Annotated in this window: 19 protein-coding genes; 11 read left to right on the forward strand and 8 right to left on the reverse strand. The window is 65.3% G+C overall.

The window, feature by feature from the left end; genetic code table 11:
* Nucleotides 1-204 precede the first annotated feature (204 nt).
* From leuB to ACQR0W_RS26465, 4 genes are all read left to right on the forward strand, one after another.
* Nucleotides 205-1,317, forward strand: coding sequence for a 3-isopropylmalate dehydrogenase (gene leuB, locus ACQR0W_RS26450; protein WP_316169956.1), 1,113 nt, complete (start codon nt 205-207; stop codon nt 1,315-1,317).
* A gap of 408 nt (nt 1,318-1,725) precedes the next feature.
* Nucleotides 1,726-3,237 carry a sugar ABC transporter ATP-binding protein gene (locus ACQR0W_RS26455; RefSeq protein ID WP_434840882.1) on the forward strand — a complete coding sequence of 504 codons (1,512 nt, stop codon included), beginning with the start codon at nt 1,726-1,728 and terminating at the stop codon, nt 3,235-3,237.
* A 4-nt stretch (nt 3,238-3,241) separates the two neighbouring features.
* Nucleotides 3,242-4,282 carry an ABC transporter permease gene (locus ACQR0W_RS26460; protein ID WP_315825755.1) on the forward strand — a complete coding sequence of 347 codons (1,041 nt, stop codon included), beginning with the start codon at nt 3,242-3,244 and terminating at the stop codon, nt 4,280-4,282.
* A gap of 135 nt (nt 4,283-4,417) precedes the next feature.
* Nucleotides 4,418-5,359, forward strand: coding sequence for an ABC transporter substrate-binding protein (locus ACQR0W_RS26465; RefSeq protein ID WP_316169954.1), 942 nt, complete (start codon nt 4,418-4,420; stop codon nt 5,357-5,359).
* A 1,136-nt stretch (nt 5,360-6,495) separates the two neighbouring features.
* Here ACQR0W_RS26465 and ACQR0W_RS26470 read toward each other — a convergent pair.
* Both ACQR0W_RS26470 and ACQR0W_RS26475 read right to left on the reverse strand, forming a co-directional pair.
* Nucleotides 6,496-6,879 carry a hypothetical protein gene (locus ACQR0W_RS26470; RefSeq protein ID WP_315715883.1) on the reverse strand — a complete coding sequence of 128 codons (384 nt, stop codon included), beginning with the start codon at nt 6,877-6,879 and terminating at the stop codon, nt 6,496-6,498.
* A gap of 228 nt (nt 6,880-7,107) precedes the next feature.
* Nucleotides 7,108-7,908, reverse strand: a complete 801-nt coding sequence (locus ACQR0W_RS26475; RefSeq protein ID WP_315825757.1) for a hypothetical protein — start codon at nt 7,906-7,908, stop codon at nt 7,108-7,110.
* A 114-nt stretch (nt 7,909-8,022) separates the two neighbouring features.
* On the opposite strand from ACQR0W_RS26475, the gene ACQR0W_RS26480 reads away from it, so the two are divergent.
* On the forward strand, nt 8,023-9,057 hold the full coding sequence (locus tag ACQR0W_RS26480) for an aspartate-semialdehyde dehydrogenase (protein ID WP_315715885.1): 1,035 nt from the start codon (nt 8,023-8,025) through the stop codon (nt 9,055-9,057).
* 34 nt (nt 9,058-9,091) lie between these two features.
* On the forward strand, nt 9,092-9,634 hold the full coding sequence (locus ACQR0W_RS26485) for a TIGR00645 family protein (protein WP_315715886.1): 543 nt from the start codon (nt 9,092-9,094) through the stop codon (nt 9,632-9,634).
* A 66-nt stretch (nt 9,635-9,700) separates the two neighbouring features.
* On the opposite strand, the gene ACQR0W_RS26490 is transcribed toward ACQR0W_RS26485, so the two are convergent.
* The gene (locus ACQR0W_RS26490; RefSeq protein WP_315715887.1) at nt 9,701-10,345 is read right to left on the reverse strand and encodes a carbonic anhydrase; all 645 of its coding nucleotides are present in this window, start codon (nt 10,343-10,345) and stop codon (nt 9,701-9,703) included.
* 101 nt (nt 10,346-10,446) lie between these two features.
* Here ACQR0W_RS26490 and ACQR0W_RS26495 point away from each other — a divergent pair, with 101 nt between their 5' ends.
* Nucleotides 10,447-11,325 carry an HpcH/HpaI aldolase/citrate lyase family protein gene (locus ACQR0W_RS26495; protein WP_315825758.1) on the forward strand — a complete coding sequence of 293 codons (879 nt, stop codon included), beginning with the start codon at nt 10,447-10,449 and terminating at the stop codon, nt 11,323-11,325.
* Between the two features lie 4 nt (nt 11,326-11,329).
* Here ACQR0W_RS26495 and ACQR0W_RS26500 read toward each other — a convergent pair whose 3' ends face one another.
* The 5 genes from ACQR0W_RS26500 to ACQR0W_RS26520 form a co-directional block, all read right to left on the reverse strand.
* Nucleotides 11,330-11,701, reverse strand: coding sequence for a c-type cytochrome (locus ACQR0W_RS26500; protein ID WP_315715889.1), 372 nt, complete (start codon nt 11,699-11,701; stop codon nt 11,330-11,332).
* A gap of 34 nt (nt 11,702-11,735) precedes the next feature.
* Nucleotides 11,736-12,152 (reverse strand): DUF6455 family protein, encoded by a 417-nt coding sequence (locus ACQR0W_RS26505; RefSeq protein WP_315715890.1) that lies wholly within the window; start codon nt 12,150-12,152, stop codon nt 11,736-11,738.
* 112 nt (nt 12,153-12,264) lie between these two features.
* A complete protein-coding gene (locus ACQR0W_RS26510) occupies nt 12,265-13,065 on the reverse strand; it encodes a hypothetical protein (RefSeq protein ID WP_315715891.1) in 801 nt (266 codons plus the stop codon).
* Nucleotides 13,066-13,146: 81 nt separating this feature from the next.
* Nucleotides 13,147-13,749 (reverse strand): 3-isopropylmalate dehydratase small subunit, encoded by a 603-nt coding sequence (gene leuD / locus ACQR0W_RS26515; protein ID WP_315715892.1) that lies wholly within the window; start codon nt 13,747-13,749, stop codon nt 13,147-13,149.
* Between the two features lie 90 nt (nt 13,750-13,839).
* Nucleotides 13,840-14,238, reverse strand: a complete 399-nt coding sequence (locus tag ACQR0W_RS26520) for a metallopeptidase family protein (protein WP_316169953.1) — start codon at nt 14,236-14,238, stop codon at nt 13,840-13,842.
* 141 nt (nt 14,239-14,379) lie between these two features.
* Between ACQR0W_RS26520 and ACQR0W_RS26525 the strand changes: the two genes are divergently transcribed.
* The 4 genes from ACQR0W_RS26525 (at nt 14,380) to ACQR0W_RS26540 (ending at nt 16,573) form a co-directional block, all read left to right on the forward strand.
* Entirely contained in the window at nt 14,380-14,688 is a 309-nt protein-coding gene (locus ACQR0W_RS26525) for a hypothetical protein (protein WP_316170085.1), read from the forward strand.
* Between the two features lie 286 nt (nt 14,689-14,974).
* The gene (locus ACQR0W_RS26530; RefSeq protein WP_315715894.1) at nt 14,975-15,244 is read left to right on the forward strand and encodes a hypothetical protein; all 270 of its coding nucleotides are present in this window, start codon (nt 14,975-14,977) and stop codon (nt 15,242-15,244) included.
* Nucleotides 15,245-15,339: 95 nt separating this feature from the next.
* Nucleotides 15,340-15,615, forward strand: a complete 276-nt coding sequence (locus tag ACQR0W_RS26535; RefSeq protein WP_315715895.1) for a hypothetical protein — start codon at nt 15,340-15,342, stop codon at nt 15,613-15,615.
* Between the two features lie 316 nt (nt 15,616-15,931).
* Complete coding sequence (locus tag ACQR0W_RS26540; protein WP_316169951.1) at nt 15,932-16,573, forward strand: hypothetical protein; 642 nt, start codon at nt 15,932-15,934, stop codon at nt 16,571-16,573.
* Nucleotides 16,574-16,591: the final 18 nt, after the last annotated feature.

The raw sequence follows: 16,591 nt of genomic DNA on the forward strand, positions 1-16,591 counted from the left end.
TTGCCCGGCGCGACAGAAGGCGGGCGGCGGCAATGGTGGCTTGCCAACCGCGCAGGAGCGCTTTAGCACTCCGCCGATTTTGCAACTCTCGTCATTGCCGGGCTGCTGTCCCCGACCCATCGGGGCGAGCCGGCAATCCAACCAAAAGATGACGGATGTCCGGGCTCAGGCCCCGGCATGACAAGCCCCGTGAGGACAACGACCATGGCGACCCAGAAGCTCCTTTTGCTGCCCGGCGACGGCATCGGCCCCGAAGTGATGGCCGAGGTGAAGCGGCTGATCGGCTGGCTCAACGCCAAGGGGCTGGCCTCGTTCGAGACCGAGGAGGGTCTGGTCGGCGGCGCGGCCTATGACGCCCATGGCGCCTCGATCTCGGAAGCCGACATGGACAAGGCCAAGGCGGCGGATGCCATCATCTTCGGCGCCGTCGGCGGTCCGAAGTGGGACGGCGTTCCCTACGAGGTCCGCCCCGAGGCGGGCCTGCTGCGCCTGCGCAAGGATCTCGGCCTGTTCGCCAATCTGCGTCCGGCCGTGTGCTATCCGGCGCTCGCCGATGCCTCCAGCCTGAAGCGCGAGATCGTCGAGGGCCTCGACATCATGATCGTGCGCGAGCTCACCGGCGGCGTGTATTTCGGCGAGCCCAAGACCATCACCGATCTCGGCAACGGCCAGAAGCGCGCCGTCGATACCCAGGTCTACGACACCTATGAGATCGAGCGCATCGCCCGCGTCGCCTTCGACCTCGCGCGCAAGCGCCGCAACAAGGTGACGTCGATGGAGAAGCGCAACGTCATGAAGTCGGGCGTGCTCTGGAACGAGGTCGTCACCGCGGTCCACAATCGCGAATACAAGGACGTCACGCTCGAGCACCAGCTCGCCGATTCCGGCGGCATGAATCTGGTCAAGTATCCGAAGATGTTCGACGTCATCGTCACCGACAACCTGTTCGGCGACATGCTCTCGGACATCGCGGCGATGCTGACCGGCTCACTCGGCATGCTGCCGTCCGCCTCGCTCGGCGAGGTCGACGCCAAGACCCACAAGCGCCGCGCGCTGTACGAGCCGGTGCACGGCTCGGCGCCGGACATTGCCGGCAAGGGTCTCGCCAACCCGATCGCGATGCTGACGTCGTTCGGCATGGCGCTGCGCTACTCCTTCGACATGGGCGCGCTCGCCGACAAGCTCGACGCCGCCATCGCCGCCGTGCTCGCCTCGGGCCTGCGCACCGCCGACATCAAGGCCGAAGGCTCGACCCCGGCCTCGACCGCGCAGATGGGCGAGGCGATCATCAAGGAGCTGGAGAAGCTCACGGCGTAGTCGGAGCCGAGGTTCCGCCGCGCCGAAGGTGCACTCCCCTCCCCCTTGCGGGGAGGGGGGCTCACCGTCGTTGTCGAGATAGCGCAAATTCAACGCACGACGTGTTCGATCGCGCCACCGGGCGCGTCGTCGCTATTCCGCGGTCGCGTCCTGCAGGCGCATCGCAAGGCCTGTCGATTTTACCTATAGACTTTCATCCCCGGATGAATAGCCTGACCCCAACGCCGCGCCATTGAATGGACGCGGGCTCGCACGCGTTCGACATGATGCGTGCGAGGGCCGGGGAGGATGAATGTGATCGCGCTTGCGATGCGATATGTCGCTCGCCGTGCATGGTGTCGTCGCCAATGTCGCGACCACCGCCCCGTGGCGATTGTACGCAACCTCCCTCACCACAAACGCTGACGCATGACTGCGCCGCTCATCTCCGTTCACGGCCTGTGCAAGAGCTTTCCCGGCGTCCGGGCGCTGCACAATGTCAGGTTCGAGCTGCGCGCCGGCGAGGTCCATGCCGTGATGGGCGAGAACGGCGCCGGCAAGTCGACCCTGATGAAGATCCTCGCCGGCGTCTACCGCAAGGACTCCGGCGAGATCCTCTATGATGGCGCCAGCGTCGATTTTCCAGGACCGCGCGAGGCGCAGGCCGCCGGCATCGGGATCATTCATCAGGAGCTGCAACTGATGAACCACCTCACGGTGGCGCAGAACATCTTCATCGGGCGCGAGCCGATGAAGGCGTTCGGGCTGCTGCTCGATGAGGACCGGCTCAACCGGCAGGCGGCCGAGCTGCTTGCCCAGCTCAATCTGTCGATCGACCCGCGCACGACAGTCGGCGGGCTGACGGTGGCTAGGCAGCAGATGGTGGAGATCGCCAAGGCGCTGTCGTTCAACTCGCGCGTTCTGATCATGGACGAGCCGACCGCCGCGCTGAACGATCGCGAGATCGCCGAGCTGTTCAAGATGATCCGCGCCTTGAAGGCACGCGGCGTCGGCATCGTCTACATCTCCCACAAGATGGACGAGCTGAAGCAGATCGCCGATCGCGTCACCGTGCTGCGCGACGGCGAGTATGTTGCGACGGTGCCGGCCGAGACCACCACGATCGAGACCATCATCGGCATGATGGTGGGCCGCACCTTGGGCGACGCGCGCGTCGCGGGCACGCAGCCCGTCGGCGCGATCGCGCTGGAGGTGCGCGGGCTCAACCGCGGGCCGCTGGTCCGCGACGTCAGCTTCACCCTGCGCAAGGGCGAGATCCTCGGCTTTGCCGGCCTGATGGGGGCCGGCCGCACCGAGGTCGCGCGCGCGATCTTCGGCGCCGACGCCGTTCCGTCCGGGGATATTCTCGTCGACAATCGCAAGGTGACGATCCGCTCGCCGGCGCATGCGGTCGCCCACGGCATCGGCTATCTCTCCGAGGACCGCAAGCGCTTCGGCCTCGCCACCGGCATGGACGTCGAGTCCAACGTCGTGATGTCGAACCTCGCGAACTACCTTGCAATGAAGTTCATGCTCAGGAAGCGCGCGATCCGCGACACCGCCGGCCGCTTCATCCGGATGCTGAACATCCGCACGCCTTCGGCGTCGCAGCAGGTTCGCCTGCTTTCCGGCGGCAACCAGCAGAAGATCGTGATCGCCAAATGGCTCGATCGCGATTGCGACATCCTGTTCTTCGACGAGCCGACCCGCGGCATCGATATCGGCGCCAAGAACGAGATCTACCGCCTGCTGCGCGCGCTGGCCGACCAGGGCAAGGCGATCGTCATGATTTCCTCGGAGCTTCCCGAGGTGATCAGGATGAGCGATCGCATCGTCGTGATGTGCGAGGGCCGCATCACCGGCGAATTGTCGCCGGAGGAGGCCACGCAGGAGCGGATCATGCATCTGGCCACCCAGCGCGAAACCATGAAGGCAGGCTGACGGCATGAGCGACCCCGCATTGGTCAAGGATCAGGTCAAGGATGGCCTCGCGCCGAGCGGCGCGATGGCCGCGCTGCGGCGCCGTCTGCTCGGGCCTGCAGCGCTGCAGAAGCTGCTGGCGTTCGCGAGCCTCGTGCTGCTGCTGGCCTATTTCAGCTTCGCCTCGCCGGCGTTCATGCAGACCGACAACATGATCAACATCCTGCAGGCGACCGCGGTCAACGGCGTGCTGGCGATCGCCTCGACCTTCGTGATCATCACCGCCGGCATCGATCTGTCGGTCGGCACGCTGATGACCTTCTGTGCGGTGATGGCCGGCGTGTTCCTCACCTATTGGGAGCTGCCGATGTGGACCGGCATCGTCGCGGCGATCGTGACCGGCGCGCTCAGCGGCGCGCTGTCGGGCACGGTCATCACCAAGATGAAGGTGCCGCCGTTCATCGCGACGCTCGGCATGATGCTGGTGCTGAAGGGGCTGGCCCTGGTCGTCTCCGGCAGCAAGCCGATCTATTTCACCAACACCGAGAACTTCTCGATGATCTCGCAGGACTCGCTGCTCGGCACGCTCGTGCCGGCGCTGCCGATTCCCAATGCAGCCCTGATCCTGTTCGTGATGGCGGTGCTGGCCTCCGTCGTTCTCAACCGCACCGCGCTCGGCCGCTACACCTTCGCGATCGGCAGCAACGAGGAGGCGGTGCGGCTCTCCGGCGTCAATGTCGACCGCTGGAAGATCATCATCTACGGCCTCGGCGGCGCCATCTGCGGAGTCGCGGGACTGCTGATCGCATCGCGCATCAATTCCGCCCAGCCGGCGCTCGGCCAGGGCTATGAGCTCGATGCGATCGCTGCCGTCGTGATCGGCGGCACGTCGCTGAGCGGCGGCACCGGCACCATTCTCGGCACCATCATCGGGGCCTTCATCATGAGCGTTCTGACCAACGGCTTGCGCATCCTCTCGGTGGCCCAGGAATGGCAATTCGTCGTCACCGGGGTCATCATCATTCTCGCTGTTTACGCCGACATGCTCCGTCGAAACCGCGCCTGACCCTTCAAGGAGGACCAGCGACCAGCACCGCTCCGACGTCGCGCTGAAGACTGCGCTGCCCGCCGACAGCGAGCGGCGACGACCACGATCATCACTGTAACGACAAGGTCACTGAAGAGAGCAGAGGAAACACCAATGTTGAGCAAGCATCTCCTCGGCGTCGCGCTCGGCGCCCTCATGGTCGCGGGAGTGTCCGCGAGCGCGCGTGCCGATGATGTCTACATCCCCCTCGTCTCCAAGGGCTTCCAGCACCAGTTCTGGCAGGCGGTGAAGCTCGGCGCCGAGCAGGCCGCGAAGGCCGCCAACGTCAAGATCAGCTTCGAAGGACCGGAAACCGAGGCCATGGTCGACAAGCAGATCGACATGCTCTCCGCGGCGCTCGCCAAGAAGCCGCAGGCGATCGGCTTCGCCGCGCTCGATTCCAAGGCCGCCATTCCGCTCCTGAAGAAGGCGCAAGCCGCCAAGATCCCGGTGATCGCCTTCGACTCCGGCGTCGACAGCGACATTCCGCTGACCACCTGCACCACCGACAACCTCGCCGCGGCGGGCCTCGCCGCTGACAAGATGGCCGACATGATCGGCGATGCCGGCGACGTCGCCGTGGTCGTGCACGACCAGACCAGCCGCACCGGCATCGACCGTCGCGACGGCTTCCTCAAGCGCATCAAGGACAAGCATCCGAACATCAAGATCGTCAGCGTGCAGTATGGCGGCGGCGATCAGCTCAAATCGACCGAGATCACCAAGTCGATCCTGCAGGCCAATCCGAATCTCAAGGGCATCTTCGGCGCCAATGAGGGCTCGGCGATCGGCGTGCTCAACGGCGTCAAGGAGATGAAGAAGAAGATCGTCGTGATCGGCTACGATTCCGGCAAGCAGCAGAAGGCCGCGATCATGTCGGGCGAGATGGCCGGCGCCATCACGCAGAACCCGATCGGCATCGGCAGTTGCACCGTGGAGTCAGCGGTCAAGGCGTTGAAGGGCGAGAAGCTGCCGAAGGTCACCGACACCGGCTTCTATTGGTACGACAAGTCCAACATCACCGACCCGAAGATCGCGGCTGTGCTGTACGATTGAGACCGGTGCGAGGTCGGGCCGGGCGATCGCATATGATGATCTGAGTTTGTGGCGGTCCATCTCCGCGTCGTCATGGCCGGGCTCGTCCCGGCCATCCACGTCGCGAGGCATCCTGGGAAGGACGTGGATGCCTGGGACAAGCCCGGGCATGACGGAGTAGCCAACTCGCACGCTTGCTTGTCGCGACTGCTCGTCGGGCAAATCAGATCAGCTCTCGGGTGCGATCGATGGCGATTGACGGAGGTTGCCGGTCGTCCCGTGGCTCTATTCCCTTCGCGGCGAAGAACTTATTTCGCCCGCGATTTCAATCTCCTCCGCTTGACCAGTCGGCCTCCGCCAAAAATTCCACTTTCGTTTTTACAGAACTCATGGTCTTCTCCCTCCATCCCGCTTCGCTTGCGAGGGACGTTTCGCGATCGTCACGAGGCGTGAGGCGGGAATGCGGTGGCCGCGAGGGCTCGCAGCATGTCCTAGGGACATGCGGACGAACGAGGCTCTTGCGGACGTGAAGCTGCGTGGTCCTGGCGCCCCGATGCTGGCGCCAAGTCGGAAGGGCGATGATCCCGACGACGACGGTGGCTAACAGGCCGGACACCGGGGAGAGCGTAGAGTAAGCGTGAAAACCATCGCGCAGGGAAGGCCGGGTCGATCCGGCTGTACCTGTGGTTCCTGCCCCGTGCATTTTTTCCGCACGGGGGCCACGGGCCTCAGCCGAGGCCCGGCCTTCCCTGCGCCCTCTGCAAGGAGAGGGCGATCAGACGAGTAAAGACTCGGACGCGAAAGCGGGTGCGAGGATGACCAGTCGTGCCGAAAATTCCGGTGTCGTCCCGGTGAACGCCGGGACCCAGACTCCCCGACATGGGTGTGAGGCACGCTGGAGCGATGAGACCGGGGGGGCATGCCGGCCGGTGGTTATGGATCCGGCGTTCGCCGGGATGACACTGAGGGGTGGAGCAGGCTGGCCTCCATCGGCGTGTAGCGATGTGTCAGCCATGTCTCCGAACGGTCGTCTCACACGTTCGAAATCGAGCAGTGACCAGCTCATGATCGATGACGACGCGATGGAACGTCAGCGCGGCAAAACAACAAAAAGCCGGGCGGGGCCCGGCCTTGATGATCTGACGATGCGGCCGCCCTCAGTAGGGGATCGGAATCCGGGTCGGGTAGCCGCCGAGATCGGACGGCGCCATCAGCGGCTGGCGGTCGATCGGGCGGTTCAGGTTCTCGCGGGCGAACGACGGATAGCCGACGGCCGGCGGGAACGCGTAATCCGAGAACTTGCGGTCGCCCGGGAGCACCTCGGTGCCGCCGTCGAGGAACGAGCGGCGGGTGATGTAGATGCGGGTGCGCGGGCCGGACTGGTAGGAATAGTTCGGATTGCCGCTGCTATAGGTGGTCGTCACGCGGCGCTTGGTGGTGGCGGCATCCGCCGAGGTGGCGGCAAGAGACGTGACGGCAAGGCCCGTCGCGGCGATCACCGCCAAGGCCATGACCCGGGTCGCAGCAGGAAATTCGATCATCACGTCCTCTTCCTCGCGCCAAAAGGGGCGGGCGCTCGCCATGCGCATGATTTGGCCCGCACAATATCTGGGTCGGCTGTGGCATCACAAGGTCATTCCCGCGGCGACGGGCAAGATAAATCCCTGCTGTGGCGGGAAAGTTGCATCAATATCCGTCACTTGCCCGTGGGTTTGACGGGTCGAATAGGATGCGGTCACGCCCAGCAACATCCGGACGCGGGCGGACATTCACAAGGCGCCGCGCAGCCTCGGATTGGCGGTCGACGTCACCCAATCGGCGCTGCCGGTGGCGATGGCGGGTTCGTCGCAGCCGCCGCGCCGCTGATCGGACCCCATGAACAGCTGGTTCAGGGCGCGGTGCTGGTCGGGCGCCAGCAGGGTCAGCCGGTTGAGCATGCACCCGACCATGGCGCGGCGCATCGGCATCGTCACGCCCTGGCACGACCAGCCGGAGATCCGCAAGCTCGGCTCGGCGATGGTCTTGAGAAAGCCGAGGCAGGCTCCGGCGCCCTCGGGAGCCCCAGCCCGGCGAACCAGACTGACGGGGCCGAACCGGCTGTCGATTACGCCGGCGGTCTCGAGCTCGGAGGCGGAGTTGCGCCCCATCCGGGCCGCGAGATCGGCCCTGGGATCACGCCTTGCATCGCGCTCCGGTCCGAACCGGTAGACCTCGAGCTCGGCAGCGGGGCGATCGGCGGGTTCGCCCCAGCGCAACACGTCCTTGCGGCCGCCTTCCGGGTGGATGAGCACGGTGTAGGTGGCAGTCCTGTCGGGCTGGTCGGTGAGACGAAGCGAGAACGCCGGCACTGCGGCGTCGGCCAAGGTCCAGCCGGCACGGCCGGGCAAAGCATCGCCGTCGTCGAGATGATTCCAGCCGGCGACCCCGAGCATGGCGATCAGCGCCAGAGTCCCCACATAGGCGAACAGGCGCGCAAAGGTGCCGCAGACCTCGTCCGCGAAGCTCTTGAGCCCTTGCAGGACGGACCCGGATCGGGGCGCTGCGGCTGTTCTGGCCGAATTGGACTGCATCGAATGCGAGACGTCGTGGTAACGTTGTGTCAGGGACGTTTCTCGCATAGAAGCGCTGCCGCTTCGGTTTCCGCTGACATGCGCGGCCGGCCATATTTCTTCGGAGAGTGAACGATGGGTTACAAAGTCGCAGTGGTCGGCGCGACCGGCAATGTCGGACGGGAAATGCTCAATATTCTCGACGAGCGCCAGTTCCCCGCCGACGAGGTCGTGGCGCTGGCCTCACGCCGCAGCGTCGGCGTCGAGGTGTCCTATGGCGACCGCACGCTGAAGGTCAAAGCGCTCGAGCACTACGATTTTGCCGATGTCGACATCTGCCTGATGTCGGCCGGCGGTTCGGTGTCGAAGGAGTGGTCGCCCAAGATCGGCGCCGCCGGCGCTGTCGTGATCGACAACTCGTCGGCTTGGCGCATGGATCCCGACGTGCCGCTGATCGTGCCGGAGGTGAATGCCGACGCAGCCGCCGGCTTCAACAAGAAGAACATCATCGCCAATCCGAACTGCTCGACCGCCCAGCTCGTCGTCGCGCTGAAGCCGCTGCACGACAAGGCCAAGATCAAGCGCGTCGTGGTGTCGACCTATCAGTCGGTGTCCGGCGCCGGCAAGGATGCGATGGACGAATTGTTCTCGCAGACCAAGGCCGTCTACACCAACGACGAGCTGGTCAATAAGAAGTTTCCCAAGCGCATCGCCTTCAACGTCATTCCGCAGATCGACGTCTTCATGGAGGACGGCTTCACCAAGGAAGAGTGGAAGATGATGATGGAGACCAAGAAGATCTTGGATCCGAAGATCAAGCTGACCGCGACCTGCGTGCGCGTGCCGGTGTTCGTCGGTCACTCCGAAGCCGTCAATGTCGAGTTCGAGAATCCGATCACGGCGGACGAGGCCCGCAACATCCTGCGCAATGCGCCGGGCTGCCTCGTCATCGACAAGCACGAGCCGGGCGGCTACGTGACGCCCTATGAGGCGGCCGGCGAGGACGCGACCTATATCAGCCGCATCCGCGAGGACGGCACGGTCGAGAACGGCCTCGCCTTCTGGTGCGTGTCCGACAATCTGCGCAAGGGCGCGGCGCTGAACGCGATCCAGATCGCGGAGGTCCTGATCAACCGCAAGCTGATCACGGCCAAGAAGAAGGCGGCCTGAGCGGAGACGTCGTCAGGGTGAGGCGCGGAACGCAATGAGCGAGAAGACGACGCCGGACGCCGCCAGGCACGCGCCGGGTCCGCTCGAGCGCGGGCTCGAAGGCTTCCTGTTCAAGAGCCGCTGGCTGATGGCGCCGTTCTATGTCGGCCTCGTCGTCAGCCTGGTCGTCCTGCTGTTCAAGTTCGTGCTGCTGCTGTGGGAGAACATCGTCCATCTGCCGACCGCCAAGGAGAGCGACATCATCCTCGGCGTGCTCAGCCTGATCGACGTCTGCCTGACCGGCAACCTGGTGCTGATCGTGGTGTTCTCCGGCTATGAGAACTTCGTCTCGCGCATCGATCCCGGCGGCCATCCCGACTGGCCGGAATGGATGACCAAGGTCGATTTCGCCGGACTGAAGCAGAAGCTGCTCGCCTCGATCGTCGCGATCTCGGCGATCCAGCTCTTGAAGGCGTTCATGAATCTCGACGCCGGCTACGACTCGACCAAGCTCGCCTGGTTGGTCGGCGTGCACATGACCTTCGTGGTGTCGACCCTGATGTTGGCGCTGTCGGACCGCTGGTCGGGGGACCATTGATGGGCGGCGAATAGCGAGGCGCGAATGGCGAATAGGGCAGGTGAACTACTCGCTACTCCCCATTCGCTATTCGCCAGCGCGCGCGCTCTTGAATTCCTTGCTGGCCTTGTCGAGCACGAACAGCGAGCCCTCGGAGACGCCGAAATAGGCGCCGTGGAGCTGCAAATCACCGGCCTCGACGCGGCTGCGCACGAATGGGAAGGTCATCAGGTTCTCGAGGCTCCGGAACACCGCGGCCTTCTCGATCCGGGTGACGAAGTCCTGGAAACTCTCATGCGTGCGCTGTTCGACGACCTCGCCGGGCTTGATGAACATCGACATCCAGCGGCCGATGAAGTCGCCCGGGGACAGCGGCGCCGCCTTGTCGACGAAGGCGCGGATGCCGCCGCACTGGGCGTGGCCCAGGATGACGATGTGCTTCACCTTCAGCACGGTGACGGCATATTCCAGCGCCGCCGAAACGCCGTGCGCGTTGGCGTCCGGCTGATAGATCGGCACCAGGTTGGCGATGTTGCGCAGCACGAACAATTCGCCGGGGCCGACGTCGAAGATCACCTCGGGCGAGACGCGCGAGTCGCAGCAGCCGATCACCATCACTTCGGGCGACTGGCCGCGCTCCGAGAGCTCGAGGTAACGGCTCTGTTCGGTCGGCAGGCGTTGGGTGGCGAAGGCGCGATAGCCCTCGAGCAGGCGTTGCGGAAACGAGATCATGGGCCTTGCCTAAACACATGCGCCTTCTGGGAACAAGCCTTTCGGGCCGGCCCCCGAAATGGTATCGCGGGCCGCGTCGATAAACCAAGGGAAACGCCGAAATGATCCGCCCGCGCCGCAGTCTTCTGTTCATGCCTGGCTCCAATGCGCGCGCGCTGGAGAAGGGGCGGAACCTGCCGGCCGACGGGCTGATCCTCGATCTCGAGGATTCGGTGGCGCCGGACGCCAAGGCCGCCGCCCGCGACCAGATCGCCAAGGCGGTGGCGGCCGACGGCTACGGCAAGCGGGAACTGCTGATCCGGATCAACAGCCTGGATACGACGTGGTGGCGCGACGACGTCGCCATGGCCGGACAGGCGGCGACCGACGGCATCCTCGTTCCCAAGGTGTCGACCGTCGAGGACCTTCGCCTGGTCACGGATCGCTTGGCCGAGGTCGGCGCCGATCCCGCGCTGAAGGTATGGGCGATGATCGAGACGGCGCGTGCCGTGCTCGATGCCGATCTGCTCGCGGCCACCGTGCACGAGGAAGGCTCGCGGCTCGCCGGCTTCGTGTTCGGACCCAACGACATCTCGCGCGAGACTCGCATCCGGATGCTGCCGGGCCGCTCCACGATGCTGCCGATGATCAGCCACTGCATCCTGGCGACGCGCGCCCATGGGCTGGAGATTCTGGACGGGCCTTACAGCGATTTCGCCAACACCGACGGATTCGCGCAGGAATGCATCCAGGCCCGCGATCTCGGCTTCGATGGCAAGACGCTGATCCATCCCGACCAGATCGACGCCTGCAACGCGATCTTCACGCCGCCCGCCGACGAGGTCGCTGCGGCACGCAAGATCATCGCTGCGTTCGAGCTGCCGGAGAATGCCTCGCGCGGTGCGATCCAGATCGACGGCCGCATGGTCGAGCGGCTGCATGCCGAGATGGCGCGACGCACGATCGCGATCGCCGATGCGATCGCGGCGGTGGCGAAGTGAGGCGTCAGATGCGGCGGAGACTGAGGATGTAGTTGACGAGGTCGCCGCGCTGCTCGGCCGTCAGAATGACGTTCGGCATCGTCGGGTGGCTGCTCTGCAGGAACACCTTGAGCGATAGCTCGGTCGTCGACGGCATGTTGGCGACCGCGACGAAATCTGGGGCGGTCGTGGTTTGGGCTCTCGCCCCGCTGGTGTCGATGGCGTGGCAGGTGCTGCACCAGGCCTCCGCCAGTTTGCGTCCCGCCTGCACGCTGTCGGCGGCCGGCGTCACGCCGCCGGCATTGTGCAGCCGGATCAGCAGCATCGCGCCGAGCGCGAGCAGGATCGCGGCGCCGACATGGAGCCAGGTGTTGCGGTGCAGATTCGGCAGGCTCATCGCATTGCTCCGCGGGGTGGGAGGGAGGCGGCGATCAGTGCTTGACCGCGGCGCTGCCCAGGCGGTCGATGGTCGGGGCGTTGAGGCAGTATTCCTCGTAGTGCTCGGCACTCGTCCCGGCGGCAAGATCGCGATGGCAGCGCGGCTTGTCCTTGCACATGGCGCAGACGCGCTCCATGTCGCGCAGCACCAGCGGCTCGGCGCGCCCCAGCGCGGCCTCGTCGATGCCGAGCGCCTTCAGCATCTGCGGCAACTCGTCGGCGGCGTGCTCGCCATGGCGGACCAGCTCGTCGAGATCCGCCGGCGTGACCTGGAGGTCCATCGCGATACGCTCGAAATCGTCACGGTCGAGCTGCCGGATCTCGCTCAGCTCACGCCGGTGCCGGAGCCATTGCGCGAACGTATCGATCAGGAACTGAACCCGCGGATAAGGCTTGGCGTCTACGGTCATGACACGTCTCCGATGATTGTTCGCAATCAATCACCGGGTGGACGCGCGGACGTTGCGGTAGATCAAGCAGCAAATCGGTCCTGCGCCGGCCGCAAAGCTGCGTGGCGAAAGGTCAGCGCGGGGCAAATCGTGCGGCCGCCCAGGCATAGAGGCTGCCCGGGATCGGCGCTTCGCCGCCGCGGCCCTTCGGCGAGATGTGCAGGCCGATGACACCGGGATCGCCGATCAGGCCGGAGAAGTCGGAAGGGTCGAAGAACGCCTTCGGCTCGGCATGCACCGCGTAGAAGCTGCGCTTCGGCAGCGCATGGTGCAGCGAGCCATGGCGGCGGGCCAGCGCCGTCAGCGCGGCAGGGCCGAAGATGGCGACGCGGATGTCCGAGAGGCGGTCGGAGCCGCCGCGCAGGCGGCGCAGCGCAAAGGTGAGGCGGTGACGCAGCGAAAGCCAGTTCGGCGTCAGCGCGTCCTGCGCCATCAGTGCGGCGAACTCGGCGACGATCGGATCCTCCGGCGGCAGGTAGAGCACGGAGTTGCCGAGCTGCCGCGGCCGCTCCCAGGCGAAATAGGGCACGGCGGGGTCGATCTCGACCGGCCTGAGCAGCAGCACGTCGGCATCGAGCCAGAGGCCGGCCCGCTGTGCCATCAGCCGCATCCGGAAGAAGTCGCTGAACTGCAAGGTGGTCCAATCGCGCCAGCCGCCGTCCGGCTGCGGCGGCCTGAGACGCTCGGAGAACGCATAAGGCAGGACCGCCTCGGCCTCGGCATTGCCGACGCCGTCGGGCAGGCCGGGCAGCGGATCGAAGCTGTAGACCGTGACCTTGTGGCCGGCGGCGAGCTGCGAGCGCAGGCAGGTCTGGCGCAGGCGGTCGAGCGGCCCCCGCCAGAAGGTGACGACCTCGGGCAATACGCGCGTCAACGGCGGACCTGCTGGGCTGCTCTCGAAACAGGGCCCCGGACGAGGTCCGGGGCCCGCGAACTCACCATCCTTCGGCGGGCCTCAGGCCCAGGCGCGCTCGGCCAGCTTGGCCTCGTAGCTGTCGATCGACGCCTTCTTCTCCAGCGTCAGCCCGATGTCGTCGAGCCCGTTGAGCAGGCAATGCTTGCGGAACGGGTCGATGTCGAACTTGACGGTGCCGCCGTCGGGGCCGCGGATCTCCTGGTTGGCGAGATCGACCGTCAAGGTCGCGTTGGCGCCGCGCTCGGCGTCGTCGAACAGCTTGTCGAGGTCGGCCTGCGACACGCGGATCGGCAGAATGCCGTTCTTGAAGCAGTTGTTGTAGAAGATGTCGCCGAACGAGGTCGAGATCACGCAGCGGATGCCGAAATCGAGCAGCGCCCAGGGGGCGTGCTCGCGGCTCGAGCCGCAGCCGAAATTGTCGCCGGCGACCAGGATCTTGGCGTTGCGATAGGCCGGCTGGTTGAGCACGAAATCCGGGTTCTCGCTGCCGTCGTCCTTGTAGCGCTGCTCCGAGAACAGGCCCTTGCCGAGGCCGGTGCGCTTGATGGTCTTCAGGTACTGCTTGGGGATGATCATGTCGGTGTCGACATTGATGATCTTCAGCGGCGCGGCGACGCCTTCCAGCGTGGTGAACTTGTCCATCGGGGCACCTTCGAGAATACGGGCAGGCCGCTGTTTAGCCCGAACGGCAGGGCGGATAAAGTCAAAATCCCGGTGCTCTCGGCCGGGTCGTCAGTCGACGGACGCCTCGATCGCCTCCATGTCGTCGTCGGACATTCCGAAATGATGGCCAATCTCGTGGATCAGGACATGGCGGACGATGTGGCCGAGGCTCTCGTCGTGCTCGGCCCAGTAGTCGAGGATCGGTCGGCGATAGAGCCAGATCATGTTGGGCAGGCGCGGCAGGTCGTCGTTGCTGCGAAACGGCAGTCCCGTGCCCTGGAACAGGCCGAGCAGGTCGAACTCGCTTTCGGACTGCATCTCGTCGAGCACCTCCTCGGTCGGAAAGTCGTCGACCCGGATGATGACGCCCTCGCACATCCTGCGAAAATGCTCGGGCAGACGCTCGAACATCTCGTGCGCCATGACTTCCATGTCGGTGAGCGAGGGGGCTTTCAGATCTGTCCACATTGCCGCCTTCTAGCCCGGCTTTGATCATCTTGCATCTTGGTTCTATGACATGTGTGGCGGAGCTGGTTGACGCAGGGGATGAAACCGGCGACCGTGACGCGCGAACTGGGGGTTGGGGAACAGATGAGGCAGATGTCGATGGTGCTGGCCGGAGCGGCGCTGGCTGCGGCGGTCGTGGTCTCGATCTCGGTGGCAGCGCAAGCGGAGCAAGCCGCCGGCGCGCGCGGCGCCGTGCAGAGTGAGGTGAGCACGGATCTCTCCGCACAGCGCCGGCAACGACGAATCCAGATCTATCCGCGCTACGAGGGTCATTGGCAGCCCGACGTGGTGCCGCGCTTCAACCCGGGTCCGAACGCAGTTCGTGTATGCGATGCCACCTATGTTCCGGAGCATCGGCCGAGCGGCACCGTGATCGTCCCGCATATGAGTTGCGTCTGGCGACGCGGCTGACTCCTGGGTCCCGCGCACTGATCGGCTCGGCAAGCGCGCACGTGATTCGGTCGCGATCGCGACGTTGCCTGATGTTACCGTCCGGACACAGTGCCGATATGTCGCGCACTGCGGCGGAACCATGCGCGACATATCGGCATTCTGCTCCTGCGCAGGTCTTCATGTCCCATTCACGTCGCTCGTTCGAGACTGGTCTGCGTCGCGCTGCTGCGGCCGCCATTCAGGCAACTGACAAGGCGGAAGTTACGGTGCCGGACGTGATGTCAGGCGATCGAGGGAGAAGTTCATGACTGTGATGAAGCTGTTGGGCATCGCGGCGGTTGGCGCCGTTCTCGCGATGGCTGCCCCCGCCGAACGCGCGCAGGCGCTGTCGCTGATCAATCCGGGCGCTGCGACCGCGGTGCAGCAGGGCACGGCGCAGGAGACCACGCAGGCGCATTGGCACGGCCGCCGCCATTGGCATCCCCGGCGCCACTACTATCCTCGGCATTACTACCATCCGCGTCATCACTGGCGGCCGCATCACTACGGATATCGCCATCACGGCCGCTGGTAAGCCGCGCTTTCCGGCCGACCGAGACAATGACCGAAATCAAACAGGCCCGCTTTGCGGGCCTGTACGTTGATGGGGGGCTGGCAACGAGGTTCGCCATGAAACCATCAGTCAACAGAACCTGGCTCGGGATCAGCGTTGTCACGGTGGCGATGCTGCTCGCAAGTTCCGCCGCCACCGCTCCTGTGGCCGCAGCTCCAGCCGTTACGCAGGCGCGTCAGACCGTAACGGATGCTGGCCCGCGTCGGCAGGGCCGCCGATCGAAGCTCGTGGTGTCGACGGCAGAGGTGCCGCACTATCTCGACCGTCCCACGGACTACACGCCGGCCTATCCGCCGGGCCCCTTGGTTCTGTTCACGCCGTTCTACCATTGAGGCCATGTCCGCGAGGCGCGCTGCGTTTCCTGCGTGTCGTTAGTTGCGAAGTCCCCGCACGAGCAGCACGTGAGCCGTTGCGTCGGCATCCGTGATCCTGAGTTGCAGGACGACTTAGAGGCTCACTTGCATCTCCTCTGCCGCGACGCCACGCCGCAGATGCGTGTGCACCGTGCATCACTGACGAGCATCATTCATGCCGCATTCACGTCGCTATCTCTACGTTCATGTTGGGGGTGCGCCAATCCACCGATCGGACGACCAGCATCGGCGCTGCATGGGTCCATCGTTGCACAGCATTCAGGGAGAAGGGACCATGATGAGGATGAAGGACCAGCGCGCTGGTCTTGCTCGTCGCCTCAGTCTTGCGGCGGCCACACTGTTTGTCTTGGCGGGCGCGTCCGGACGGCCTGCGCTTGCGATGTCGCCGGTGAGTCCCGGTGCCGGCTCCGCCACGCAGACGCCTTCGGACGTATTGACCGTTCAGGTCCGAGGCCCCGGCGGCCATGGCGGCGGTGGTGGCGGGCATCCCGGCAGTGGTGGATTTCACGGCGGAGGCGGTGGCCCGGCGTTCCATGGCGGCGGCAGCCCCGCGTTTCATGGGGGAGGACATGCCTTCGGCGGCGGTGGCCCGCGTCCTGTCTTCCACGGTGGCGGCCCCGCATTCCATGGCGGATTCGGCCCGCGGCCGGTGTTCCATGGCGGCGGCTATCATCATCGTCCGTACTACGCCTACCGGCCGTACTTCCACCATCACCGCCGGCACTTCTACGGCTATCGCAGCTACTACGCGCCGGTCTATACTTCGGGCTACTACTATCCCTATCGCCGCTGCCGCGTCGTCTGGACCCATTACGGGCCGCGCCGCATCTGCCACTATCGGCATTGGCGGGGTCATCACTGGCGCCATTATCACCGGTGGCATCATCGCCACCGCCACCATTGGCGCTACTACTGACGGGACTTGAAGTTCGAC

This window comes from Bradyrhizobium sp. HKCCYLRH1034 (assembly GCF_051168375.1).
Lineage (GTDB): Bacteria > Pseudomonadota > Alphaproteobacteria > Rhizobiales > Xanthobacteraceae > Bradyrhizobium.